At 67.4% G+C, this 24,911-nt stretch carries 16 protein-coding genes; 7 read left to right on the forward strand and 9 right to left on the reverse strand.

Going from position 1 to position 24,911, the window contains the following annotated elements:
• Positions 1-15: 15 nt before the first annotated feature.
• Positions 16-900, reverse strand: coding sequence for a carbohydrate ABC transporter permease (locus F8S13_13920; GenBank protein ID KAB8142647.1), 885 nt, complete (start codon positions 898-900; stop codon positions 16-18).
• An 18-nt stretch (positions 901-918) separates the two neighbouring features.
• Positions 919-1,824 (reverse strand): sugar ABC transporter permease, encoded by a 906-nt coding sequence (locus tag F8S13_13925; GenBank protein ID KAB8142648.1) that lies wholly within the window; start codon positions 1,822-1,824, stop codon positions 919-921.
• Between the two features lie 882 nt (positions 1,825-2,706).
• Here F8S13_13925 and F8S13_13930 point away from each other — a divergent pair.
• The 6 genes from F8S13_13930 to F8S13_13955 all read left to right on the forward strand — a co-directional run bounded on the left by F8S13_13930 (position 2,707) and on the right by F8S13_13955 (position 12,461).
• On the forward strand, positions 2,707-3,150 hold the full coding sequence (locus tag F8S13_13930; protein ID KAB8142649.1) for a response regulator: 444 nt from the start codon (positions 2,707-2,709) through the stop codon (positions 3,148-3,150).
• Between the two features lie 87 nt (positions 3,151-3,237).
• Positions 3,238-4,161 carry an NAD(P)/FAD-dependent oxidoreductase gene (locus F8S13_13935; GenBank protein ID KAB8142650.1) on the forward strand — a complete coding sequence of 308 codons (924 nt, stop codon included), beginning with the start codon at positions 3,238-3,240 and terminating at the stop codon, positions 4,159-4,161.
• A 363-nt stretch (positions 4,162-4,524) separates the two neighbouring features.
• The gene (locus F8S13_13940) at positions 4,525-6,012 is read left to right on the forward strand and encodes a tetratricopeptide repeat protein (GenBank protein ID KAB8142651.1); all 1,488 of its coding nucleotides are present in this window, start codon (positions 4,525-4,527) and stop codon (positions 6,010-6,012) included.
• Positions 6,013-6,087: 75 nt separating this feature from the next.
• The gene (locus tag F8S13_13945; GenBank protein KAB8142652.1) at positions 6,088-6,789 is read left to right on the forward strand and encodes a hypothetical protein; all 702 of its coding nucleotides are present in this window, start codon (positions 6,088-6,090) and stop codon (positions 6,787-6,789) included.
• A 291-nt stretch (positions 6,790-7,080) separates the two neighbouring features.
• Entirely contained in the window at positions 7,081-10,092 is a 3,012-nt protein-coding gene (locus F8S13_13950; GenBank protein ID KAB8142653.1) for a tetratricopeptide repeat protein, read from the forward strand.
• Between the two features lie 92 nt (positions 10,093-10,184).
• Positions 10,185-12,461 (forward strand): tetratricopeptide repeat protein, encoded by a 2,277-nt coding sequence (locus F8S13_13955; GenBank protein KAB8142654.1) that lies wholly within the window; start codon positions 10,185-10,187, stop codon positions 12,459-12,461.
• 52 nt (positions 12,462-12,513) lie between these two features.
• Here F8S13_13955 and F8S13_13960 read toward each other — a convergent pair whose 3' ends face one another.
• The 7 genes from F8S13_13960 to F8S13_13990 form a co-directional block, all read right to left on the reverse strand.
• Positions 12,514-13,191 carry a uracil-DNA glycosylase gene (locus tag F8S13_13960; GenBank protein KAB8142655.1) on the reverse strand — a complete coding sequence of 226 codons (678 nt, stop codon included), beginning with the start codon at positions 13,189-13,191 and terminating at the stop codon, positions 12,514-12,516.
• Positions 13,192-13,393: 202 nt separating this feature from the next.
• On the reverse strand, positions 13,394-14,788 hold the full coding sequence (locus tag F8S13_13965; GenBank protein KAB8142656.1) for a VWA domain-containing protein: 1,395 nt from the start codon (positions 14,786-14,788) through the stop codon (positions 13,394-13,396).
• Positions 14,569-15,843 carry a DUF2183 domain-containing protein gene (locus tag F8S13_13970; GenBank protein KAB8142657.1) on the reverse strand — a complete coding sequence of 425 codons (1,275 nt, stop codon included), beginning with the start codon at positions 15,841-15,843 and terminating at the stop codon, positions 14,569-14,571. Before F8S13_13970 ends, F8S13_13965 begins: the two co-directional genes overlap by 220 nt.
• Positions 15,844-15,851: 8 nt before the next feature.
• Positions 15,852-18,113, reverse strand: coding sequence for a hypothetical protein (locus tag F8S13_13975; GenBank protein ID KAB8142658.1), 2,262 nt, complete (start codon positions 18,111-18,113; stop codon positions 15,852-15,854).
• Positions 18,114-18,125: 12 nt separating this feature from the next.
• Entirely contained in the window at positions 18,126-19,205 is a 1,080-nt protein-coding gene (locus tag F8S13_13980) for an AAA family ATPase (protein KAB8142659.1), read from the reverse strand.
• A 70-nt stretch (positions 19,206-19,275) separates the two neighbouring features.
• Entirely contained in the window at positions 19,276-20,787 is a 1,512-nt protein-coding gene (locus F8S13_13985) for a hypothetical protein (GenBank protein ID KAB8142660.1), read from the reverse strand.
• A complete protein-coding gene (locus F8S13_13990; protein KAB8142661.1) occupies positions 20,784-22,157 on the reverse strand; it encodes an SWIM zinc finger family protein in 1,374 nt (457 codons plus the stop codon). Before F8S13_13990 ends, F8S13_13985 begins: the two co-directional genes overlap by 4 nt.
• A gap of 149 nt (positions 22,158-22,306) precedes the next feature.
• On the opposite strand from F8S13_13990, the gene F8S13_13995 reads away from it, so the two are divergent.
• Positions 22,307-24,859 carry a PAS domain S-box protein gene (locus F8S13_13995; GenBank protein ID KAB8142662.1) on the forward strand — a complete coding sequence of 851 codons (2,553 nt, stop codon included), beginning with the start codon at positions 22,307-22,309 and terminating at the stop codon, positions 24,857-24,859.
• Positions 24,860-24,911: the final 52 nt, after the last annotated feature.

Genomic DNA, 24,911 nt, shown 5'->3' on the forward strand with positions numbered 1-24,911 from the left:
AGGGTCGGTTGAAATCTAGCCCTTCACCGCGCCTGCGGCGATGCCATCCACCACGAATCGCTGCGCCCACAGGAAGATCAGCAGCATGGGCACCAGCACGAACAGCGTGCCCGCCATCACCACGCCCCAGTTGGTCACGCCCTCCTGGTCGAGCAGCCAGGCCACGCCGATCGGCAGCGTGCGCATCTCCTGGGTGCTGGTCACGATCAGCGGCCAGAGGAACTCGTTCCACTTGGCCACCACCGAGAGCAGCGCCATGGTGGCCACGGCGGGCAGCGCCAGCGGCGCCACAATGCCGAACAGCGTGCGCATGTGGCCCGCGCCATCCACCTTCGCGGCGTCCATCACCTCCTGCGGCAGGGTGAGGAAGTACTGGCGCAGCAGGAAGGTGCCGAAGGCGATCGACGCGCCCGGCACGATGATGCCGGGGTAGGTGTTGATCCACTGCAGATTGGCCACCGTCAGGTAGTTGGGGATGATCGTGATCTCCTCGGGCACCATCAGGGCGGCCAGCAGCACCAGGAACACTAGATCCTTGCGCGGGAAGCGCAGGAACACCAGCGCGTAGGCCGAGGCCAGCGCGAACCAGATCTCCAGCCCGCTGCCGATCAGCGTGGTGATGATGCTGTTGAGGTAGTAGCGCGCGAACGGCGCCGACTGCCAGGCCTCGCTGAAGTTCTCGAATGTGGGATTCAGGGGGAACCAGGTGGGCACCGGCGAGTAGATCTCGCGCGTGGTCTTGAAGGCCCCGATCACTGTCCAGTACACCGGCAGGCCGATGACCAGCACGGCCAGCAGGCAGGCCAGGTAGCCAGCGGCCCGCTGCGCGCGCAGCCGGTGGTGGCGGTTCTCCGCCGTGGATGTGTGGGTGATCGGGAAGTTCTGTTCCATCTCTATCATTGCGTTATGCCCCGCGCGCTAGGAGTAGTGCACCCGCTGCTCGACCATCCTCACCTGGAAGATCGTGAGCACGAGCATGATCAGGAAGAGCACCAGCGACACCACCCCGGCCTCGCCCGCGTTGAAGCTGACAAAGCCCAGCTCGTAGAGGTGGAAGACCAGCGTGTTGGTGGCGTTGATCGGCCCGCCGCCGGTCATCACGCGGATGAGGTCGAAGGCCTGGAAGCAGCTGAGGATGCTGGTGACGCTCAGGAAGAACGACACCGGCGAGAGCCCCGGCAGCGTGATGTGCCAGAAGCGGTCGCCCGCGCCCGCGCCATCCACCGTGGCGGCCTCGTATAGCGAGCGGTCGATAGACTGCAGCCCGGCCAGGTAGATCACCACGGCGTAGCCCAGGTTCTTCCACACATACACGATGATCAGCGCGGGCATGGCCCAGTGCGGGTCGCTCAGCCAGCTGGGCGAGTGCGCCCCCACCAGCCGGAAGAACTCGTTCAGCAGGCCGTAGCGCGGGTCAAAGATATAGGTCCACACGATTGCCACCGCCGCGCCCGAGAGGATGGTGGGCGCGAACAGCACCGCGCGGGCGGTGTTGCGGTAGCGCAGCGGCTGGTTGAGCAGCAGCGCTAGGCCCAGCCCCAGCAGCATGGTCATCATCACGCTGGCCGCCGTGAACACGATGGTGTTGGCCAGGATCGTCTGGAACTGATCGTCGCCCAGCACGCTGGCGTAGTTAGCCAGCCCCACCCAGCGCTTGCTCGGGCGCACGAAGTCCCAGCTCACAAAGCTCAGGTAGGCGTTGTACACTAGCGGCCAGTAGGTGAAGATGCCGAACAGCAGCAGGTTGGGGCCGATCAGCAGCCAGAAGAGTAGCCACTCGCGGGCGAGCGTTTTCGAGACACGCAGTCGTGGCGCGCTTGCCATGATGTTCCCTTGCCTTACCCCGAAGGCGTAACGTGAGATCTGGTTCTTGTGCGAGGTCTATTAGACCGGATGTGTGTTAAACGATGGCAAGCAGTTTGTAAGGGGGAGGATAAGGGGATATTAAGGGCCAGTTATGGCCGTGCCATGGGCCAGGGCCTCGGCGCGCTCAATCTGTGGGGGGCTTTACCACGAAGACGCGAAGGCGCGAAGCCTTTTCACCACCAAGGCTCCAAGACATTAAGGAAAGAGCTGGTCTACGAAAGATCGTAGTGCCAACCCCACCCACCTGGCCCATGCGGCGAAGCTGCCGCTCGTGCACACTGGCCATATGCACGAATACCAGCGGCCAGCGAGCGGCATAGGAACGCCTCAAATTGGGGGTTCCAAGGGGGCAATGCTCCCTGGCGGGGTTCCTAGGGGCTGGCCCCTAGGCGTTGCCCGCGCAGGGCACATACCAAACAGTCAAGAGGAAAATCCTGATCGAGGCCGCACCCGGTTCGGTCGACCGGGCAACGCTCCAAGCATTGCCGACGGTCGACCGGACGTGGAACCACCCCCAAACGTGACACCGTGTGCGGGGCTGCCCCCTGTGCGCCGCCCGTGCAGGGCAGCCACCACCAGCGAAGAGAAACCGCCTTGGGCGTGGCAGTACGATTGGCCCGCCGCCACCAAGCGCGCCTCCCCGCTGCTGCGCTGCTCCCGATTTCCCGCCGCTTTTTCCGCATAAAGCGTGCCGCACGCTCGTTTAATCCTATGCCACCCCTCGGCATAGTTCTTGCGTTTATGAAAGAGTCCCAAGCTCTTGCCGTGGCCTGGGGAAGCGTGATCGTATGCTGCGCTGGTGCAGCGGAGTGACGAGATGAGACGTTAGGGCAGGTAGCGATGATCGATAATTCCCAACCGCAGAACAGCACGACGGCGTCGTGGAAAGTACCAAACTTCTATCAACAAGGGCGTGTCGCGCAGCAGGCCTACGATGTGGTGGTTGTCGACGACGAGGCCCCTATCGCCCAGGTGATCGCCGATCTTCTGATCGAAGAGGGCTATCGTGTCGGCGTCTTTCACGATGGTGCGAGCGCCCTGCTGGCGATCCTCGAGCACCCGCCCCGGCTGGTGCTGCTCGACATCGCCATGCCGGTGCTGACGGGCGACGAGGTGCTGATCGAGCTGCGCCGCCGTGGCTACGACCACCTGCCGATCATCCTGATGAGCGCTGGGTCGCGCCTGAGAGACTTCCTGCCGCTGGGGGCGACGGCGGTCATCCCGAAGCCCTTCGACCTCGACCAGATCCTATCGTGCGTGAGCCGATACGCCGGCGATTCCTAGCACGTTTCTTGGTGAATATGCAATAGCTGAACGCAGTGTGGCGCGGGGCGATGGCCTCGCGCCCTCTTTTATAGCCAAGGATACACCATGACCGACGTGCAGACCTTCGATGTGCTCGTGGTGGGCGGCGGCCCCGCCGGGCTGTCGGCGGCGCTCTACCTGGCGCGCTACCGCCGCCACACCGCGCTGTTCGACACGGGCCGGGGCCGCTCGACATGGCACCAGGTGAACCACAACTACCTGGGCTTCCCCGGCGGCCTGCCCGCCCGACAGCTGCGCGAGCTGGGCCGCGCCCAGCTGTCCGAGTACCCGCACGTGGCCCTGATGGACCACACCATCGACACGCTGTGGCGCGACGGCCCGTGGTTCTTCGCCCAGGGCCAGGCCGGGCTATGGCGCGCCCAGGCCGTCATCCTGGCCACCGGGGTGCTCGACCACTACCCGCACTTTGCGGGCTGGCAGGACTACGTGGGGCGCAGCATGTTCTGGTGCATCACCTGCGACGGCTATGCCTGCCGCGACGCCCAGGTGGTGGTGGCTGGTGCCGACGACGAGGCGGCGGCGGTGGCACTCCAGATGCGGCGCTTCGCCTCGTCGGTGGTGCTGCTGACCGACAGCTACGAGCCGTGCTTTTCGCCCAAGTTCCACACCCGCCTAGATCGCGCCGAGATCCCGGTGGTGGTGGACAAGATCGCCGATGTGGTGGGCCAGGATGGCATGCTTGAGGCGCTGCTCACCAAGCGCGGCAGGCGCATTGAGGCCGAGCGGCTGTTCAGCTTCCAGGGGGCCACGCCGCAGACCGACCTTGCCCGCCAGCTGGGCGTGGCGCTCAGCGAGCAGGGCTATATTCTGGTGGACACCGAGCAGAAGACCAGCGTGCCCGGCGTGTACGCGGCGGGCGATGTGACCCGCCTGCACTCGCATCAGATCACCACCGCCGTGCACGAGGGCGGCCAGGCGGCCTCGGCGGCCAACTACTTCCTCTACCCGCCCGACATGCGCGACGACTAGCCGATTGGCGGTGTGGGTGGGCGTTTTGCGCAGGCGTAGCTTGTGATTTGGGCACATTGCCCGGCTATCGCCGAAATTCAAGGCGAAACAACGACGTAGGGACGGGTTGTATGCCCGCACGCATCGCGATCATCGAAATCAGCGGTGGCGATGGGCGTGATGGCGTGCGATGCGGGGCATCAATGCGCCACGCCGCACCGATTGCCCCCGACCCCTCATCCCTATTCCCCTGGCGGTAAAACGGCACTTTGGTTCCCTTCGCCCCTTGGTGGCGGCCCCGGCTCGATCAGTTGCGCCCTGCGCCAGGGCTGTGCTATGCTCTGGCGCGGCCTGCAGCCTATGGCCTGGAGAAGAGGACGCCCCATGAACCCACCGCCCCCGCCCGCCCCGCTGGACCCCGGCACGCCGGAGGATGCGCTCGCGCTGCGCGTGCTGGCGCTGGCCGAGTATCTGCTGCCCGGCGCGCCGGTGCCCGCAAGCCTGCTGCTGGCGGCGCTGGCTGCCGCGCCCGAGGCGCTGGAAGCCGCGCTAGGGCGGCTCTACGCCCTGGGCCAGGCCTCCCCCGCCGAGGGCGGCGCGGTGGCGCTGGCCCCGCAGGCGCTGGCCGCGCCGGGCGACGAGGAGCGCGCGCAGGCCGAGGGCGCGCTGGCCGAGGCGCTGGGTCGCTGCATCAGCGAGGCGCTGCCGCGCGAGGAGCAGGGCGATCTGGCCGCGCTGCTGCCCCACGCCGCCGCCCTGGCCGAGCGCATGGCCCAGCGCGGCGACGCGCGCGCCAGCGGGCTGCTGCGGGCGCTGGGCATGGCCGCCGAGGCCCAGGGCGACCTAGCTGCCGCGCTGGAGCACCACACCCGCGCGCTGGCCATCGACGAGGCCGCGCACGGCCCAGCCCACCCCCAGGTCATCACCTCGCTGCTGGGCGTGGGGCGCGTGCTGATGTGGCGCGGGGACTTGGCGGCGGCGCAGGCCCGCTTCGCGCAGGCGGTGCAGATCGCCGAGGCCGCGCCCAGCCCGGCCCACGCCGACATCTCGGTGGCGCTGAACAACCTAGCTCGTCTGGCCGAGCTGCGCGGCGACCTCGCGGCAGCGCGGCGCTACGGCGAGCGGGCGCTGCAGATCGACGAGGCCCACTATGGCCCCGACCACCCCGAGGTGGCGGTGGACCTGCACAACCTGGGCGGCCTGGCCATCCAGCGCGGCGATATGAGCGCCGCGCTGGCCCTGTTCGCGCGGGCGGCGGAGATTGCCCGGGCCGCCTATGGCCCCAACCACCCTCTCCTCGCCGAGCGGCTGGGCATGCTGGGGCGGGTGCTGCTACGCACGGGCGACCACCGGCGGGCCGCCGCGCTGTTCGACGAGGTGCTGGAGATCGATACGGCCCACTACGGCCCCGGCCACCCCAAGCTAGCCGACGACATGGACGATCTGGGCGAGGCCGCCGAGGCCGCAGGCGACATGGGCATCGCGCGGGGCTACTACGAGCGGGCGCTGCAGCTCGACGAGGCCCACTATGGCCCCGACCACCCCGCGCTCGCGCCCCGGCTCACCAGCCTGGGGCTGGCCCGCCACGCCCTGGGTGAGTCGGCGGCGGCGCGGGCTTTGTTTGCCCGGGCGCTGAAGATCGACGAGGCCGCCCACGGCCCCGAGCACCCTCAGGTGGCGGTGGACCTGGCCAACCTGGGGCTGGCCGCCCGCGCCCTGGGCGACGTGGATGCGGCGCGCGGCTACTACACCCGCGCTGTCGCCATGTTCGAGCGCTTCCTGCCGCCCGACCACCCGCACCTGCGCACCGTGCGGCGCGGCCTGGCCGCGCTGGACCAGCGGCCCTGGTGGCGGCGGCTGCTGGGGCGCTAAGCGTGGGGCGAGGTGCAACATTTGGTGGATGGCCTCGTCGAATGGAGCGTCTGCAATCTTAGCCTGAGGATTTCTATGAACAACGAGCGGCGCGACCCGATGCTGCCTGCTTTCTTCCAGCCACTTTTGGAAGGCCAGTCGTATCGCAATATGCTCTACCTGCTGATCAGCTTTCCGCTTGGGCTTGCCTACTTTATCGTGCTGGTGGTCGGGCTGTCGCTGGGGCTGGCGCTCTCGCTGATCGGCGTGGGCATCCCGCTTCTGCTGGGTATGCTGGCCCTCACCTGGGGCCTGATGGCCTTCGACCGCCAGATCACCGCAGCGCTGCTCGGGGTCGATCTGCCCCGCCCGCCCGCGCTGCCCAGGCCCCAGCGCAGCCTGTGGCGCTGGGTGGGCAGCTACGCCCAGCACCCCCACACGCGGGCCAGCCTGGGCCACCTGCTGCTGCGGCTGCCGCTGGGCGTCTTCTCGTTCGCGGTGGCGGTGTGCCTGCTGGCGCTGAGCGGCGGGCTGCTGGCCTCGCCGGTGCTGTACCGCTGGGCACCGCTGAACATTGGGCCGCTGTTTGTGGTGGACAGCGCGATCAAGGCGATTGTGGCCATGCTGGTGGGCCTGCTGGTGTTCGTGGCCTCGGCGGTGGTGATGAATCGGCTGGCCGAGGCCTACGGGCGCATGGCCGCCGACGCAACCGAGCGGGCCGCGCGCGAGTCGGCGCTGCTGGCATCCGAGGAGCAGCTGGCCAGCGTCGCCGCGCCGCAGGCCAGCTTCCGGCGGTAGCCCAGGGGGCGCAAAAAAGCGCGGGTGTGAAGCCTGGCTTCGCACCCGCGCTTTTTTGCGCCGTATGTTTCTAAAGCTCCGGGATCTGCCAGTCGATCGGGGTGTGGCCCTGGGCGGCCAGGGGTGATTGTACCCTTGTTTTCGAGGCCGGAGACATAGATGCTACTTGAAGTCTAAAATACCCGCTTTTTTGTGAACATTTATTAAGCATCTCTTGTTTACGCGCCCGCTCTCATGATATGCTTGCACTACCACGATAGTGTGTCGTAGACCATAAAGGTGAAGCGGGCCATGAGTGAGAAGTTCTCCTTTGATCAGCCTAGCTGGCATCCCAACCATGTCTTCAATGCAGGCAATCTCACCGTCAACATGCCCACCTTCTCTGCCGCACCTTCGCGAGTTACCTTTATCCCCTATCAGCGGAACAAAGATTTTGTCGGGCGGGAGAAGGAGCTGGCCTGGCTGAATGAGCACCTCGCCCTTCCCAACGCGGTGGTCGGCATCACTGCCGAGGGTGGCCAGGGCAAGACCCAGCTAGCCACCGAGTTTGCCCACCTGTGCGCCGCCAATCCGGCGGCCTGGCCTGGGGGCGTGCAGTGGGTGAGCATGGGCGATCCCTCGTCGGTGCCATCGGTGGTGGCGGCGCTGGGGGTGCGCTTCGGCATTATCGGCTACGCCATGATGTCGCTTGAGGAGCAGGTGGCGGCTGCTAGGCGTGTGTTTGAAGGGCCAGAGCCTCGGCTGCTGATCTTTGATAACTGCGAAGACCCTGCCCTGCTGCGCTCGTGGCGGCCTGCGGGCGGCGGTGCGCGGATCCTGCTCACCTCGCGCTTTTCCAACTGGAAGCCGAACCAGCTTGTGCGGATGCCGCTTCCCAGCCTTCCTCGCTCGGCGGCCCTGCGGCTGCTGCTGGCGGGGCGCGCGAATGTGCTGGACACCTCGGTTGAGGCGCTGTGTGGCGACCCCGCCGCCGATGCCGTGTGTATGGTATTGGGCGACCACGCGCTGGCACTGTACTTGGCTGGCTCTTATTTGGCCGAAAAGCCGCGCTACTCGCTGAAGTCGTTCTCATCCGAGCTGGCTGCTCGCATGCTTGATGCCCCTGCCCTAAAGGTGATCGATCCTGACTCGCCCACCAGCTATCCCCGCCATGTGGCCGAGACCATTGCGCTCTCGGTCGACCTGCTTAACCCCATGTATGAGGATAACGAGCATGCGCGCAGCCTGCTGCATATGGCGGCCCATGTGGCCCCCGGTGAGCCGATCCCGGCGGCGCTGCTGCTTCAGGCGCTCAGGATCGACGACGCACTGCTCGATGCGGCGATGCGGCGGCTCTGCGCGGTGGGGCTGGCCCATAACACGCGTGATGGAGGGGTGCAGGTGCATCGCCTCGTGGTTGCCTACGCCTACGCGCAGCAGCACGGCTGGCGGGCGCATTCCCACGCGGAATGTATGGCGGCGGCGCTCTGCGATCTGGCCCGCACCGCCAACGCCGCGGCAGATCTGGCCGCCATGCAGCCGCTGCTGCCGCACATCCACTATGCGGCAGAGACCGCCGAGCAGCGCAAATCGTCGCACGCGGGTACCCTGTTCAATCACCTGGGGTTCTACGCTCAGAAAATTGCCGAGTACGCCACCGCCAAGGCGCTGTACCAGCGGGCGCTGGAGAACGACGAGCTATACTATGGCGCGGATCACCCCAAGGTGGCCCGCAACCTGAATAACCTGGGCTGCGTGCTGCACGATCTGGGCGATCTGGCTGGGGCCCGCGCTGCGCTTGAGCATGCGCTAGCGGTGGATGAGGCCCACTTTGGTCGCAATGACCCCGAGCTTTCCTACGAGCTGAACAATCTGGGGATTCTGCTGCATGATCTGGGCGACCTTGCTGGCGCGCAGAGTTATCTTGAGCGTGCCCTGCAGATCGACGAGGTGGCGTATGGACCGAATCACCCCAAGGTTGCCTATGAGACCAATAATCTGGGCATTCTGGCGCAGATCCAGGGCGATCTGGATCGGGCGCTCGATCTGCACCAGCGGGCCGATGCCATTGACCGCCTGCACTATGGCACCGAGCACCCCAGGGTGGCGCGCGATCTGAGCAGTATCGCAAGCGTGCTGCGCGCTAAAGGTCGCCTCGTCGAGGCGCAGGAGCGATACCTGCAGGCGCTGAAGATCAACCAGAACTACTATGGCCCCGATCACCCCGAGGTGGCGACCACGGTCAACAGCCTGGGCCATGTGGCAAAAGACCTGGGCGACCCGAGCCAAGCTCACGAGCACTACCAGCGGGCGCTGGCGATCGACAAGCGCTGCTACGGCGCGAGCCACCCCAAGGTGGCTCGCGATCTGCTGAGCCTGGGCATTCTGGCGCGCGGCACGGGCAACCTGCACATGGCGCACATGTACTACGAACAGGCGCTGACGATCGACCAAGCCTGCTATGGCGCAAACCACCCCAATGTCTCGCGTACGCTCTGCCATATGGGCAGTCTCTGCGAGATGCGGGGCGAGCTGGCGGGGGCGCAGGCCTACTACGAGCAGGCGCTGGCCATCGACCAGCGCCACTATGGCCCGCGCCACCCCACTGTCGCTATGCTGCTGGGCAACCTGGGTGGCGTGCTGCACGCGCGTGGCGTATTCGCCAGGGCGCATACCTGCTACGAACAGGCGCTGGAGATTGATGAGGCCAGCTATGGCTTCTACGACGCGCGTGTGGCGAATGACTGCTACAACCTGGGCGTGCTGCTGACTGATATGCAGGATCGCTACCCGGCGCGGGCCTACCTTGAGCGGGCGCGAGATATCGACATGCGCTACTATGGCCCAAACCACCCTACGCTGGCCCGCGATCTGAGTGCGCTGGGTCGCGTGGTGACTGGCCTGTATGATCTGCGTCTAGCCCGCGAGTATCTCGCGCAGGCACTGGAGATCGATGAGCAGTTCTACGGCCCCCGCCACCCCCATGTGGCCGCCGACCTAAACAATCTGGGCCTGGTAGTTGAGGCGCTTGGCCATCTCACAACAGCGCATGATCACTATCAGCGTGCGCTGGAGATCGATGTGCTTCACTATGGCGATCACCACCCCGAGGTGGCCTACGATCTGAATAACCTGGGCAGCGTGGCCAAGGAGCTGGGGAACTTGACCCAGGCCCGCGCCTACCTTGAGCGTTCGCTGGCGATCTTCGAGTCGTGTCTGCCGACCGACCACCCCAAGGTGTGTAAAGTGCGCGATAATCTAGCCATGGTGGAAACCGCATCCCGCGCCGCAGCGCCGCCCAAGCGCTCGTGGTGGCGGCGCTAGTCGGGCGTGCTGGCCGATGCTGGCACAAGGGTAGCCTTCCTCGCTCTTAGCTGAAGTCGTGAATATAGAACGCTCTCTTCATCGAATATGGTATGGATGTGGCCATGAGCGATATCTCCCGATTTAACCAGCCTAACTGGAATGCTCAGGATGTCTACAATGTCGGCAATGATCAGCATATCCATATGCATAGTACGGCATCACTCTCGACGCCATCGTCCTATCGGCCAGTGATCATCCCCTATCGGCGTAACCTTGCGTTTATCGGGCGCGATCGGGATATCATGCTGCTTGACCGTTATTTTGCCATGCCCAGCGCGGTGGTGGCGATCACTGGCCATGGCGGGATCGGAAAAACCCAGCTGGCGGTCGCATTCGCCCACCAGTGCGCCCAAGATCGCGAACGCTGGCCGGGTGGGGTGCTGTGGCTGAGCATGTCCGATCCTGCTGCCATCCCTACGGCGATGGTGGTGCTGGGCGCAAAGCTGGAGATCACGGGGTATGCGCGTATGTCGTCCGAGGAGCAGCTGGCGGCAGTGCGGCGCAGCTTGGAAGGTCAGGAGCCACGCCTGCTGGTATTCGATAATTGCGAGGACCCATCGCTGCTGCGCCTGTGGTGGCCCGCCAGCGGTGCAGCCAAGGTGCTGATCACATCGCGCTCGGAGAACTGGAATTACACCCAAGTGGTACTGCACCGCCTGTCCAGCCTCCCCCGCGCGGCCTCGTGCGAGCTGCTGATGACGCCGCGCGCCCGCTGGCTTCAGCAGGATGTGCGCCTGCTGGCCGATTCGCCGCTGGTCAACCAGATCTGCGAGGAGCTGGGCGACCACGCGCTGGCTCTGCACTTGGCTGGCTCATATTTGGCCGAGAATCCGCGCACTACGCTCGATATGTTTCTCGCCGAATTTGGTCGCCATCACCTGAATCTGCCGTCGCTCACCAAAATTGACCCACAGTCGCCTACCGAATACCCGCGCGCACTCGCCGATACGATCGCGCTCTCGTTCCAACTGCTGAAGCCGGGCGATTCAGTTGATAGACAGGCGATCGCTGTGCTCGATGTTACGGCACATCTGGCACTGGATAAGCCCATCCCGACCACGCTGTTTTGCCGTGTGTCGGGGATGTCGCTCGATGAGCTGGATGCAGCTATGCAGCGGCTCTGTGTGGTTGGGCTAGCCAGCAATGGGAGAGATAACACTATTTTAGTCCATCGTCTGGTGGCGATCTATGCACGCCTGAATCAGGCAGATATACAGAAGAAGCAGATCGTGAAGAAGATCGCAGGCGTGATCGTGGATATGGGCCAGCGTCTGATTGATGAAGGGCACCCAAAGGCGATTGCAGCGCTGCTGTCGCATATCACCCATGTGGTGAAGACCAGCGCGCTGTTTGAACTGCCCCACACTGGTGCGCTCTCGGGCATCCTCGGCGTATACTACGAGCATATCGCCGACTATGCCAAGGCACGTGAGTCGTATGAGCAGGCGATCCATGCCGATGAGCGCTACTATGGGGTGGATGATGTGCATGTATCGGGACATCTGAAGGCGATGGGGCATCTGCTGGCCCAGATGAACCGGCTGGAAGATGCGCAGATCTACTACCAGCGTGCGGCAGAGATCAGCCTGCAGGCGCTGCAGGTGGGCGAGATGCAGGGCGACTCGCGCCCCAGCACAGCACGGCGAGTGCGCGAGTTGGGGGCGGCCTACTGCGCTCTGGGCAACTTCATCCAGGCGCATCTGCTCTATGCGCGGGCGCTGGTGATTGATGAGGAGATCTTTGGGCCGATGAATCTGGTGGTGGCCGACGACTGCCATGATCTCGGCAAGCTGCTGAAGCAGCTAGGCGATCTCCCCATGGCGCGCACCTATCTGGCACGGGCGCTGGCGATCTATGAAGCGTACTATGGCAGCGAGCATGTCATGGTGGTGTCGGTGCTGATCAGTCTAGGGCGGGTGGTGAAGGCCTCTAAGGATATGGATGCTGCCGCGCAGCTATATGAGCGCGCCCTTCAGATGGCCAAGCGGATCTGCGATCGCGACGACCCGATGATCGCCACGATCCTAACAAATCTTGGCAGCGTGGCCCAGAGCCAGGGCCAGGCCGCCAAAGCCGAGATATTCTATCAAGAAGCACTGCGGATTAATGAGGCGCACTATGGCCCTTCCCACCCCTATGTGGCAAAGAATGCCTACAACTTGGGTAGCATTGCCTTTGATTCGAGGGATCGGCGCAAGGCGCAGGTATATTTTCAGCAGGCGCGCGATATCTACATGACGCGCTTCCCACTCTCACACCCGCAGGTGGCGAATGTGTGTGCGATCTTGTTCCAGTTGGAGAGCGAGCTGTGGGAGGTGGAAGCCTAACTTTGAACGTGGTCAGGGCCGAGGCGTCGATGCCTCGGCCCTGGTTTTCTGCCTACAGATCTGGGATCTGCCAGTCGATCGGGGTGTGGCCTTGGGCGGCCAGCGCGGCGTTGATCTTGGAGAAGGGCCGCGAGCCGAAGAAGCCGCTGCGGGCCGAGAGCGGCGAGGGGTGGGCCGACTGGATGACCACGTGGCGCTCGGCGTCGATCAGCTTGAGCTTCTTCTGGGCGTTGCCGCCCCACAGCACGAACACGGCTGGCTCGGGCCGCCGGCTCAGGGCCGCGATCACGGCGTCGGTGAACTTCTCCCAGCCCTTGCTCTTGTGCGAGTTCGGCTCGTGGGCGCGCACGGTCAGCGCGGTGTTCAGCAGCAGCACGCCCTGCCTGGCCCAGGGCACCAGGTAGCCGTTGTTGGGCACCTTGCAGCCTAGGTCGGCCTTCAGCTCCTTGTAGATGTTCACCAGCGAGGGCGGCACGGTCACGCCGGGGCGCACCGAGAAGGCCAGCCCGTGGGCCTGCCCGTCGTCGTGGTAGGGGTCCTGTCCCACCACCAGCACCCTGGCGCTCTCGTAGGGCGTCAGCTCCAGGGCCGAGAACACCTCGCCCTCGGGCGGGAACACGGTGTGGGCGGCGCGCTCGGCCTCTAGGAAGGCCATCAGCTGCGTGTAGTAGGGCTTTTTGGTCTCGGCCTCCAGCACGGGCTGCCAAGACTCGGGTATCGCTGCGCTCATCGGTTGTTTCTTTCTTTTTTTGGAACTACAAAGGCTCAAAGACACGAGATTTTTTTGAACCACGAAGACTCAAAGACACGAAGCTTTTTGAGCAATTATAGTGACTATGATGCGATAACGTCGGTTTCTACGAGTTGACCGCTATATTTTTAGATATGCGCTAATTTTGTATCCCTTCGAGTCTTCGCGTCTTCGTGGTTAACTACCTCTGCTCGCTGCGGCTGGCCACGATGCCGTTGGCGGCGGCCCACTGGCCGAGGTCGCGGCGCTCGATGGCGGCGGCCATCAGGTTGGGGAACTGGTCGGGCGTGCAGGCGAAGGCGGGCGCGCCCAGCGCGGCGAAGGCCTCGGCGGCGCGGTGGTCGTAGAAGGGCGCGCCCTCGTCGCTCAGGGCCAGCAGCGCCACGCACTGTGTGCCCGAGGCCACGATCGCCCCGGCCCGCTTGAGCATCTGCTCGTAGCTGCCGCCCTCGTACAGGTCGCTGATCAGCACCAGGATGGTCTCGCTGGGGCGGCTGATGATGCCCTGGCAGTACTCGAGCGCGCGGTTGATGTCGGTGCCGCCGCCCAGGTTGATGCCGAACAGCAGCTCGACGGGGTCGTGCAGGTCGGCGGTGAGGTCGACCACCGAGGTGTCGAACACCACCACCTGGGTGCGCACGGCGGGCAGCGAGGCCAGCACCGCGCCGAAGATCCCGGCGTACACGGCGGATGTGGCCATCGAGCCGGACTGGTCGATGCACAGCACGATGTCGCGCAGGCTGCTGCGCTTGCGCCCGTAGCCGATCCGCCGCTCGGGCACGATGGTGCGGTACTCGGGCTGATAGTGCCTGAGGTTGGCGCGGATGGTGCGGTGCCAGTCGATCTCGCTGTGACGCGGGCGGTTGTTGCGGGTGGCGCGATTGAGGCTACCCATCACGGCGCGGCGGGTGGGGCTGGCCAGCTTCTTCATCAGCTCATCCACCACGCGCCGCACCACCTGCCGCGCGGTGTCTAGGGTCTTGGTGGGCATCACGCCGCGCATGGCGATCAGGTCGGCCACCAGGTGCACATCCGGCTCGACGGTGTTGAGCAGCTCTGGCTCCATCAGCATCTGGCGCAGGTCGAGCCGCTCAAGGGCGTCGCGCTGCAGCACCTGCACCACCGAGCTGGGGAAGTACTCGCGGATGTCGCCCAGCCAGCGGGCGATGTTGGGCTGCGAGCTGCCCAGGCCGCCGCGCCTATCGGAGTCGTAGAGGGCCTGGAGCGCGCCGTCCATGCGGGCGTCGGGTGCGCCCAGGGCCAGGCCGGTGCCGTCGGCCTCGCCGCCGCCCAGGATGAGCCGCCAGCGGCGTAGCGCCTCGTCGTTGGTCTCGTGGGGGTGTTGGGTGGGTGTGGTCACTGCGGGTCTCCGTCGGTAACAATGATGTCGGGCGCCGGCTCGCCCGCCTGCTGGGCCTCGGCCAGGCGCTCGCCCACGATCTGCCCGGCCTGGGCCGGGGCTGGCGTCTGCACCACGGTGGTGGTGTGGCCCTGGGCGGCCTCGGCAGGCGAGGCGGCGCTGGTGTCGTGGGCCATATCGGCGGCCACATCCCTCAGCGCCTCGGGGCTGATCCATCCCTGCGCGGCGGCGTGGCGGGCCATGGCCAGGGTGTCCTCGGCCAGGATGAGCGTGCCGCCTGCGGCCACCACCTGCTCGGTGAGCGCGGCCACGGCGGCGATGCGCTGCGGGCTGGGGTCGACGCTGCGGATGTAGATGGCGCGGATGCGCGACGGGTAGAGGCGCATCACCTCGGCGTAGATCTCGGGGTCTTCCTGGCCGCTGTCACCCACCAGCACGAAGGGTAGCGCGGGGTAGAAGTCGAGCAGCTCGCGGATGGCGGCCAGCTTGTGGTCGCGGTGGCCCAGCGGCAGCCGATCGGGCGAGAGCCCCCAGTCGCGCAGGAACATGCCGCCCTTGGGCAGCCCGCGCAGCGCGAAGAAATCGGTCAGCATGTCGTAGATGTTCCACGGGCTGCTGGAGACGTAGAAGATCGGGTTGACGAACGGCCCGGGCGCTCCGGCGTGCAGGGCGCGGTAGAGCGCGGCCACGCCGGGGAAGGGCAGGCGGGTGCGCGCGCTGCTCAGGAAGACATTGCGGGCCATGTTCAGCAGGTTGATCGCGTCGGTCTTCACCACCGTGTCGTCGATGTCGCTGATGATGCCGAACTGGGCGTCGGGCTGCGGGATGAACACCTGGCCGGTGGCGCTAGCCCGCTGGCCGCTGGGCGCGGCGGCATCCAGCGCCACGTCGTGCCAGGGCTGCCCGGCGGGCGGGCTGGCGGCCAGGGTGAGCCGCAGCTCGAAGAAGCCCTCGGGGTCGCTGGTGGCAGCCTGCTCGGCCCCTAGGATGCGGCCCACCACCTGCGCGCCCGGCACCTCGTCGGTCTCGAAGCGGCGGTAGGTATCTAGCAGATTCTGCCAGAGCGTGTCGTGGTCGCGGGCGGCGGGTGCGCCCTGGGCGTCCAGCACGCGCCCGCGCAGCACTGCCCGCGTGGCGTCGCCGTAGCCCAGGTAGGGCACGATCACCACCGGCTCGCGGCCCAGGCGGTCGTCGAGGGCGCGGGCCATGCGGGCGAAGGTGTTCTCGGCCTCGTCGCCCAGGTGGGCCAGGATGTCTCGCCAGTGCTCCATGGTTCCTCCTAGTGCGCGGCGGGCGCGAGCCCCAGCAGCTGGGCCACCAGCGGCAGCGCGGCCTCGGCGCGGGCGGTGTCGAGCGGCAGGGCCTCGCCGCCTCCTGCGGCGGCGCTGGCGGTGCCGTCTTTGGCACGCTCGCCCATCTGGCGGCGCTCGGGCTTGGTGAAAGTGGCGAAGGTTCGGCGCAGCAGCGGCAGCACCTGCTGGAACAGCTCGGGCGTCAGACCGCGCACCCAGCCGTCGATGATCTGCCAGAGCGACTCGTGATGGATGAGCAGCATGCCGCTGCCCTTGAGCGTGCCCTCGACCCAGGCGGCGGCCTGGGCGGGCGTGGCCGCAGGCGAGAGCGCGAAGCTCAGGCGCTGGCCCAGCTCGTCGGTGCCGATGGCCTCGGCGTCGAGCAGCAGGCGGCAGCAGCGCCCGGCCACCAGCCCGTGCGCCCCGGCCATGTCGGCCACCTGCCGCAGCGCGTCGCACCAGGCCTGCTGGTGCTGCCTATCGGCCAGCATGCCCAGGGCCTGCGCGGTGTCGCTGATGCGCTTGAACATGGCCGCCGCCGCGTCGTCGTTCAGCGAGGCGCACGCGCCCGGCAGGCCGATGCAGATGCGCGCCACCAGCCCGCTCACCACGTGCTCCAGCGCCGCCGAGTCGGTGCGGCGCACGTTGCCGTAGCGCAGCGCGTTGGCCAGCGGCGGCAGCGCCTCCATCAGGTGCGGCACATCGCTGGAGAGCGCGGCGGCTTCCTCAAGCTGGCGCATGGCCTGGGCCACGGCCTTGGGCAGGTCGGCCAGCAGCGCCTGCTCCACCAGCGCCGTCAGCTCGGGCAGGGCGGTGGCACGCCGCGCCGTGTCGCAGGCGTAGGCGGTGGCGGCCTCGGCCACGGTCGCGCCCCACATGCTGGCCTCGATCAGCGTGATGGTGAACTCGGGCTGCCACTCGACCCGCCAGTTCTCGTGGAAGGTGCCCTTGCCGCCCGCGTGCTGGATGTGGCCCCATGGGATCTTGAGCAGGTTGAGGCGGTGCAGCAGCTGGCTGCGCTCTAGGTCGATCGGCTTGCGCAGATCGAGCGCGTAGTCGCGCCAGGTGGCCTCCACGGCCATGCGCAGCCGCTTCTGCTCGCGTGTCAGATCGGACTGGAGCGGCGTGGTGGGCGCGCTGCCGGGCACGCTGCCCAGCCGCTCGGCCACGATCAGCTTCTCGGCGATCAGCTGCATAGGCAGGTCGCTGCCGAAGCAGAACACGGCGCGGGCGGCCTCGTTCAGCTCATCTAGGCCGGGCAGCGGGCGGTCGCGGATGGCGGCCAGCGCCTCGGCCAGGCGCACCGCCTCCACCACGTGGGCGGCGGATGCGTCCAGATCCTGCTCGCGCATGAGCCGGGCCACCAGGGCCATCCAGCGGTTGGTCACCTCGTTGGGGGCCTGCCACAGGTGCTCGTAGTAGCCGGGCGATGCGATGCCCGCGCCGTAGCCGCTGCTGCTGGCCAGCCGCTTGTAGGTCCAGGGCGAGAAGGTGGCCTGCACCTTGGCTTTGGGCATGCCCTTGAGCAGGGCGGCGTCGGCCTTGGCGCTGCTGGCGCTGCCCACCAGGGCGGGGCCGTGCCACGCGCCGCACACTACCGCGATCCGCCCATAGCCCTGCTTCTCGGCTGCGCGGATGGTCTGGCGCATCCAGGCCTCGCGGCGCTGCTCGTTGAGGTCCAGTTCGCCCGTGGCCTGCTCGCGCAGCGCGGCCATGGCCTCCAGAATGGCCTCGAACACGCCGGTGCTGTCCTGGCGCTGCTCGACCATCTGCTCCCACCAGCGCTCACCGTCGCTGTAGCCTGCGGCGCGGGCCAGATGGCCCAGCGGGTCGCCCGCGATCGGGTCTTGCTCGGCCAGGGCGGCCTCGGCGGGCTGCTGGGCCTCGGGCGCGGGGGCCTCGGGCAGCTCGGGCGGCGGCTCGGGCGGTGCCGCGCCCAGCTGGTGGGCCTGCGGCAGATCCATGAAGCGCACCGGCACGCCATTTTGCAGCGCGTAGCGGATGGCCTGGAACTCGGGCGAGAACACCGCGAACGGGTAGTAGGCGGCCTCGTTGGGCTGGCTGGCCACGTAGATCAGTAGGGCCACGGGCGGCTGCAGGCTCTCCTCCGCGAACAGCGGCAGCAGCTCGTCGGCGTCGGGTGGGCCTTCGATCAGCACGCAGTCGGGCTGCAGCTGCTCAAGCGCCAGCAGCAGGCTGCGTGCCGATCCCGGGCCATGGTGTCGAATGCCAAAGATGTGAACGGTCATGGTGCCACCCGTCTAAGAGATCTCGCGGCAGGCGCGGTAGAGGTCTTTCCAGCCGTCGCGCTCTTTCACCACCGTCTCCAGGTACTCCAGCCAGGCCACCCGATCCTGCACAGGGTCTTTCACCACCGCGCCCAGCAGGCCCGAGGCCACGTCGCCAGCGCGCATCTGGCCGTCGCCGAAGTGGGCGGCCAGCGCTAGCCCCTGGTTCACCACCGAGATAGCCTCGGCGGTGGAGAGCGTGCCGCTGGTAGATTTGAGCTTGCTCTTGCTGTCGGATGTCACGCCGCTGCGCAGCTCGCGGAAGATCGTGACGATCCGGCGGATCTCCTCCACCGCTGGCGGCTCGGCGGGCAGCTCTAGGGCGCGGCCCAGGCTGGCCACGCGCTGCCGCACGATCTCCACCTCCTCGTCGATCGTTGCGGGCAGGGGCAGCACCACGGTGTTGAAGCGGCGCTTGAGCGCGCTGGAGAGGTCGTTCACGCCACGGTCGCGGTCGTTGGCGGTGGCGATGATGTTGAAGCCGCGCACGGCCTGTACCTCGGTGTTCAGCTCGGGCACGGGCAGGGTCTTCTCGGAAAGGATGGTGATCAGGGTGTCCTGCACATCGGATGGGATGCGGGTCAGCTCCTCCAGGCGGGCGATCTTGCCATCCTGCATGGCGCGCATCAGCGGGCTGGCCACCATGGCCTCGGTGGATGGCCCCTCGGCCAGCAGCCGCGCGTAGTTCCAGCCGTAGCGGATGCTCTCCTCGCTGGTGCCCGCCGTGCCCTGGATGAGCATGGTCGAGTCACCCGAGATCGCGGCGGAGAGGTGCTCGGAGACCCAGCTCTTGGCGGTGCCGGGCACGCCCAGCAGCAGCAGGCCACGGTCGGTGGCCAGCGTGGCCACGGCGATCTCGATCACGCGGCGGCTGCCGATGTACTTGGGCGTGATCTCCGCGCCGTTCTCCAGCTTGCCGCCCAGCAGGTAGGTGGAGACCGCCCACGGCGAGAGCTTCCAGCTCGGCGGGCGTGGGCGGGTGTCGATCTGGGCGAGGATCGCTAGCTCCTCGGCATATTGCTGCTCGGCGTGAGCGCGTAGAACTTGGCTCATGGTCTTCCTCTCGCTCTATACTGGCATGTGTATGCTATTGAAAAAGGTGATCGTTTGGTTTTAGACCGTGCTACAGCCCGTTGGCCAGCGCATCGAGCATCTCGGCGCGGAAGTGCAGCACGATCAGGAATCGGTCGACCGCGCCCTGCCAGCGGTCCCAGTCGCGCATCTGCGTGTTCCAGCCGGTGTTGGCCTGGGCGGCCAGCGCGGGCGGGAAGAAGCGCGCGCTGTTTTTGAGCACATCAAGCGTGTGCCAGTCGATCTTGCCCTTGCCTAGCAGGCGCTGCATGTGGGCCAGCACCTCGCGGGCGAACGGCTCGCTCCAGGGGTGGGCGCAGCTCTGGATGAACTGCGAGACGCCCTCGGTGTCGCTGCGCAGCAGCGGCGCGACCACGCGCTCGCGCTGGGCGGGCGGCATGATCGCGATCATGGCAGCCAGCTCGCGCATGTCCTTGTCCTGGCGGGCGGCGACCAGCGCCTCGGCCCACTCTAGGTTCTGGAACCTGCTGGCGGCCTCGCGCCAGCTGCTGATCAGCAGCTCGCGCCACTCGCTCTGCTGAGCTGCGGCGATGATCTCGGCGGGCGACGCGCCCCATGTGGCGCTCCAGTGCCCTGGGTCGATGGCCAGCAGGATCTGGTGGAACCACCAGGCTTTCTCGCCGTAGCTGCTGTACTGCGGCTTCTGGTCGATGCTGTCGCGGGCCATGTCTGGCTCGAAGCGCTCGATCAGGCGCAGCTCGATCAGGGGCTGGCGCAGCAGGCGGCGCTTCAGCTCGATGTGGGCCTGGGCGCGCTGGCGCATGCGCTGGGCCAGGCGCGACTCGGGCAGGCGGGCCAGCAGCCCGGCGGCCACGCGGCGCACCTCCTTGCTGCGGTCGTCGAGCAGGCCCTCCAGCCACGGCTCGTCGTCCATGGTGGCGCTCTGGCCGATAGCGGCGGCGAAGGTGGCGCGGGCGTCAGCCTTCTCCTTCGTCCATGTGGTGGCCAGCAACTCGCGGGCGGCGGCGGGGTCGCGGCGGTGCAGCTCCTCCAGCACGGCGGCGCGGGCGTTCTCGCTGCCGGTCTCCCACACATCCTGGGGGTTGGGCACATCGCCCTGCACCACCAGCTTGCGCCAGGATGGGTGCTGCTGGGCCAGCCACAGGCCGCGCTGGCCCAGGGCGGCCAGCAGGCTCGCCCGATCGATCTGCTGCCCGTGGGCCTTCTCAAGCAGGGCGGGCAGCTGGGCGGGCGGCACGCGCACCCCCGCCGCGCTGGCGGCGGCCAGCCACTCGCCCAGCAGATCGCGGTGCTGGTCGCCCAAGATCTGGCGCAGGTGCAGGGTGGCGCGCGGGCCGCATAGGGGCGCGCTCTCGGCGGGGCTGGGGGCGGGCGGCGCGGCGCTGGCCTGAGGCGCGGTCGCCCCGGCGCGGCGGTACTGCGCCAGCGCGGCGGCGGTGTCGAGCAGGGCGCGCTCGGGCGGGGCGGCGGCCAGCAGCTGGCCCAGCGCCCCCGGCGCGTCGGGGGCCGCGAAGGGCCGTCGGTCGGTGCCCAGCAGCGCGGCCGTCACGGCCTGCTGCCAGATCTGATCGGGTGTGCTCATCGCTCCTCCACAAGGCTGACCCAGCCATCATCCGCCCACGCCCCCAGCGGCAGCAGCCGCTCGCCATCCCACTCGCCGAACACCGTGATCGGCTGCCCGCCGCTGATTGCCAGGGCCTGCCAGCCGCGCTCGAACTGGCGGGCCAGCGGCAGCGTCTGGCCGTTGGCGTCAATCAGCTGCCACACCTCGCCCGCCAGCGCGGGGGTGACATCGGCCAGCAGCGCGGGGAAGGTCTCCTGCCAGGGGCTGGCGCTCAGGATGGCGGCGGCGGCGGCCAGCGCCTGGTCGGATGTGCCGCCAGCGGGCCGCGGCGCGCGCGGCGTGGTCTCGTGCAGCTGCTTGACGATGGCGCGCATGGGGGCGGCGCTGGGGTAGAAGACCAGGTCGGCCTCGATGGCCGTGCCGGGCACCAGGCTGCGGTCGAGCGGCTGCCCCGGCGCGGCGAACTCCAGCACCAGGGCCGGCTGGCCGCCGCGCTCGCCGCGCAGCCAGGTGCGCAGGGTGCGCAGGCCCTCGTCCTCGCTCAGCGAGCGCCCGAGGATGGCCCAGCGATCGCGGGTGCCCTCCTGGGCCAGCAGCTCCTCGCGCGGGTAGGTCCAGCCCAGCGCGGTGCGGATGTCGGCCTGGGCGGCGGGCGGGAAGGCCTCGATGCGGGTGGAGGCCTGGAGCAGCAGGTGCAGGCGGCCCATCCGCGCCACCAGCCGATCTTGCCAGCCCTGGCCGGATGTGGCGGCCTCGCCCAGGCCGCGCACTAGGCGGGCCAGCCCAGGGGCCTGCGAGTCGACCATGCGGGCGGCCATGCTGGCCCAGTAGCTGTGCGGCTGCTGCTGGGCCACCACCAGGCCTTGGCGCAGCATGTCGTCGAGCCAGCGGCACAGATCTTGCACACCGGCAGCGACCCTCGCCTCACGCGTGCTGGTGCGCTTGGCCGTGGCCTCGGTAGAGCGCTCGGTCTTCTCGGCGGGCTTTTCTTCTTTGGCGGCCTGCTTTTTCGTGCGGCTCTCGATCCACTCGGCCATCCAGGGCGGCTGCGGCTGCTCGTCGATCTGCTGGGGGGCGCTGGCGTAGAGCAGCAGCAGCCCAAGGGCGTGCTTGCAGGGGAACTTGCGGCTGGGGCACGAGCAGCGGGTGGCGGGCGTGCCCGCCGCCAGATCTATCTGGGTGCGGTACGGCGTGGCCGAGCTGCCCTTGCACTCGCCCCACAGCGCCTGCTCGCTGCGGCCCAGCGAGACCCAGGTGCGGGCGTTGGCCAGCTTCTGGCCCGCCTTCAGGCTGGCGGTGTCGGGGGCAAGCGCAGAAACGTGTTCGGTCGTTAGCTCTGTTGGCATAGGCTCTATAGGTACGTTGGTGAATTGGCGGCAGTGTAGCATCGTGCTGTGACACCAAATGTCACAGCTGATGGGTCACTGTATGGTATCATTCGTGTCAACTTCCCGTTTTGTGTAAAGCGTTTCGCCGTGAAGATGCGAGAATCTGCCGATGGCGCGGGCTGCGCCGCTGGCCAGAAGGAGCTCTATCCATGACCCCCATGCTGCGGCGTGAGGCCAATGAGGCATTTCAGCGCACCCTCACGCGCGCTATCCTGCTGCCGCTTGGCCTGCTGGTGGTGCTCGCGATTATCTTCTTCCTGCTGATCCAGAACCTGCTGGGCGCGGTCGACTGGGTGGAGCACACCGACCATGTGCTGGCCAGCGCCAACGAGCTAGAGAGCTCCATCCTCGATCAGGAGACCGGCATGCGCGGCTTCCTGCTCACCGGCCAAGATTCTTTTCTCACCCCCTATAGCGAGGCGCTGTCTTCCGTGGATGGCCAGCTCGATGATCTGACGAGGCTGGTGGCCGACAACCCGCCGCAGCTGGAGCGGGTCGATGCCATCCGCCGTCTGAACGAAGAGTGGCAGCAGTACGCGGTACTGGCCCTGGAGGCGCGGCGCAACGGCGGCGACTATATGTCGCTGGTCTCCAGCGGCGTGGGTAGAGAGCGCATGGACGCCATCCGCGATCAGTTCGACGCCGTGATCGCCGCCGAGGAGCAGCTGCGCACCACCCGCACCGCCGCCGCCCGCACCACCACCGGCGCGGCGGTGGTGGTGAGCGTGCTGGCCACGCTGCTGCTGGGCGGCGCGCTGGCCCTGCTCTCGCGGCGCACGCTGCTGCGCCTGTCGCACACCTACAACACCGCGCTGCGCAGCGCCGAGGCCAACGAGCAGGAGCTGTACACCCAGCGCGAGTGGCTCCAGAGCACCCTGGCCAGCATCGGCGACGCCGTGATCGCCACCGACGCCCGCGGCAACATCAGCTTTATCAACCCGGTGGCCGAGGCGCTGACCGGCTGGACTGGCGACGCCGCCCTGGGCAAACCGCTGCGCGATGTCTTCACGATCGTGAACGAGCAGACCCGCGCCGAGGTTGAGATCCCGGTCGACCGCGTGCTGCGCGAGGGCGTGGTGGTGGGGCTGGCCAACCACACCGCGCTGGTGCGGCGCGACGGCACCAGCATACCGATCGACGACAGCGCCGCACCAGTGCGCAATGCGACAGGGGCCATGGTGGGGGCCGTGCTGGTGTTCCGCGATATCTCGGGTCGCTACCGCGCCGAGCAGGCCCTGCGCGAGAGCGAGCGGCGCTACCGCGACCTGGCCGAGGCCATGCCCATGCTGGTGTGGACGGCCACGCCCCAGAGCCAGATCGACTACTTCAGCAGCTACTGGCACCGCTTCACTGGTCTGGAAGCGCCGGATGCGCAGCGCTTCTCGGCGGCGCTCCACCCCGACGACCTAGAGGGGATGCGCGAGACCTGGTTTCAGGCGGTGGAGCGCGGCCAGCCCTTCAATGTCGAGGTGCGCCTGCGCCGCGAGGATGGCGTCTACCGCTGGCATATTGTGCGGGCGGCGCTGCGCGGCGGCGAGGATGGCCGCCCCGACAAGTGGTACGGCACTGCGCTCGATATCGACGACCAGAAGCGCGCCGAGCAGGCCCTGCGCGAGAGCGAGGCCGAGTTCCGCCAGATCACCGAGACCATGCCGCAGATGGTGTGGACCACGCGGCCCGATGGCTACCACATCTACTTCAACCAGCGCTGGTACGACTACACCGGCACCACCCTAGATCAGGTGCGCGGCGAGGGCTGGGCCAGCATCCTGCACCCCGACGATGTGACGCTGACCATGGAGACCTGGAAGCGCTCGCTTGAGACTGGCGAGCTCTACCAGATGGAGTACCGATTTCGCGAGGCGGCCACCGGGAAGTACAAGTGGTTCCTGGGCCGGGCCGCCGCCATCCGCGATGCCAGCGGGCAGATCACCGAGTGGTTCGGCACCTGCACCGATATCGACGAGCAGAAGCGCGCCGAGGAGTCGCTGCGCCAGCACACCGAGCAGCTGGCCCTGGCCACCGCCGCGCTGGAGGAGCGCAACCGCGAGCTGGACCAGTTTGCCTACGTTACCTCGCACGATCTGAAGGCACCGCTGCGCGGCATCGCCAACCTCTCGCAGTGGATCGAGGAGGATCTGGGCGATCACGCCACCGACGACATCCGCAAGCAGCTGGAGCTGCTGCGCGGGCGCGTGCACCGCATGGAGGGGCTGATCGACGGCATCTTGCAGTTCTCGCGCATTGGTCGGGTCAAGAATGACATTGAGCCGGTGGCGGTGGGCGCGCTGCTGGAAGACGTGGTCGACCTGCTCTCGCCGCCGCCCGCAGTGCAGGTCGAGGTGGCCGCGCAGATGCCCACCATCCACACCGAGCGCCTCTACCTGCAGCAGGTGTTCCAGAACCTGATCGGCAATGCCATCAAACACGGCCAGCGCCCCGACCTGCGCATTGCGGTGGGCTGGGCCGACGCCGGGCGCTGCTACCAGTTCACCGTCAGCGACAACGGCCAGGGTATCGCGCCACGGTATCACGAGCGGGTGTTTGGCATCTTTCAGACCCTTGCCCCGCGTGATAAAGTGGAAGGTACCGGCCTGGGCCTCTCTTTGGTGAAGAAGATTGTCGAGCTGCACGGCGGGCGGGTCTGGATCGATTCCGACGAGGGCGCGGGGGCGCAGTTCCATTTTACCTGGCCAAAGTAGCGCCGCCTAGGAGATATGCGTGGCGCGAAGTTGGGGGCGCATACCAATGCGC

The sequence above is a fragment of the Chloroflexia bacterium SDU3-3 genome, from assembly GCA_009268125.1.
In the GTDB taxonomy this organism is placed as follows: domain Bacteria; phylum Chloroflexota; class Chloroflexia; order Chloroflexales; family Roseiflexaceae; genus SDU3-3.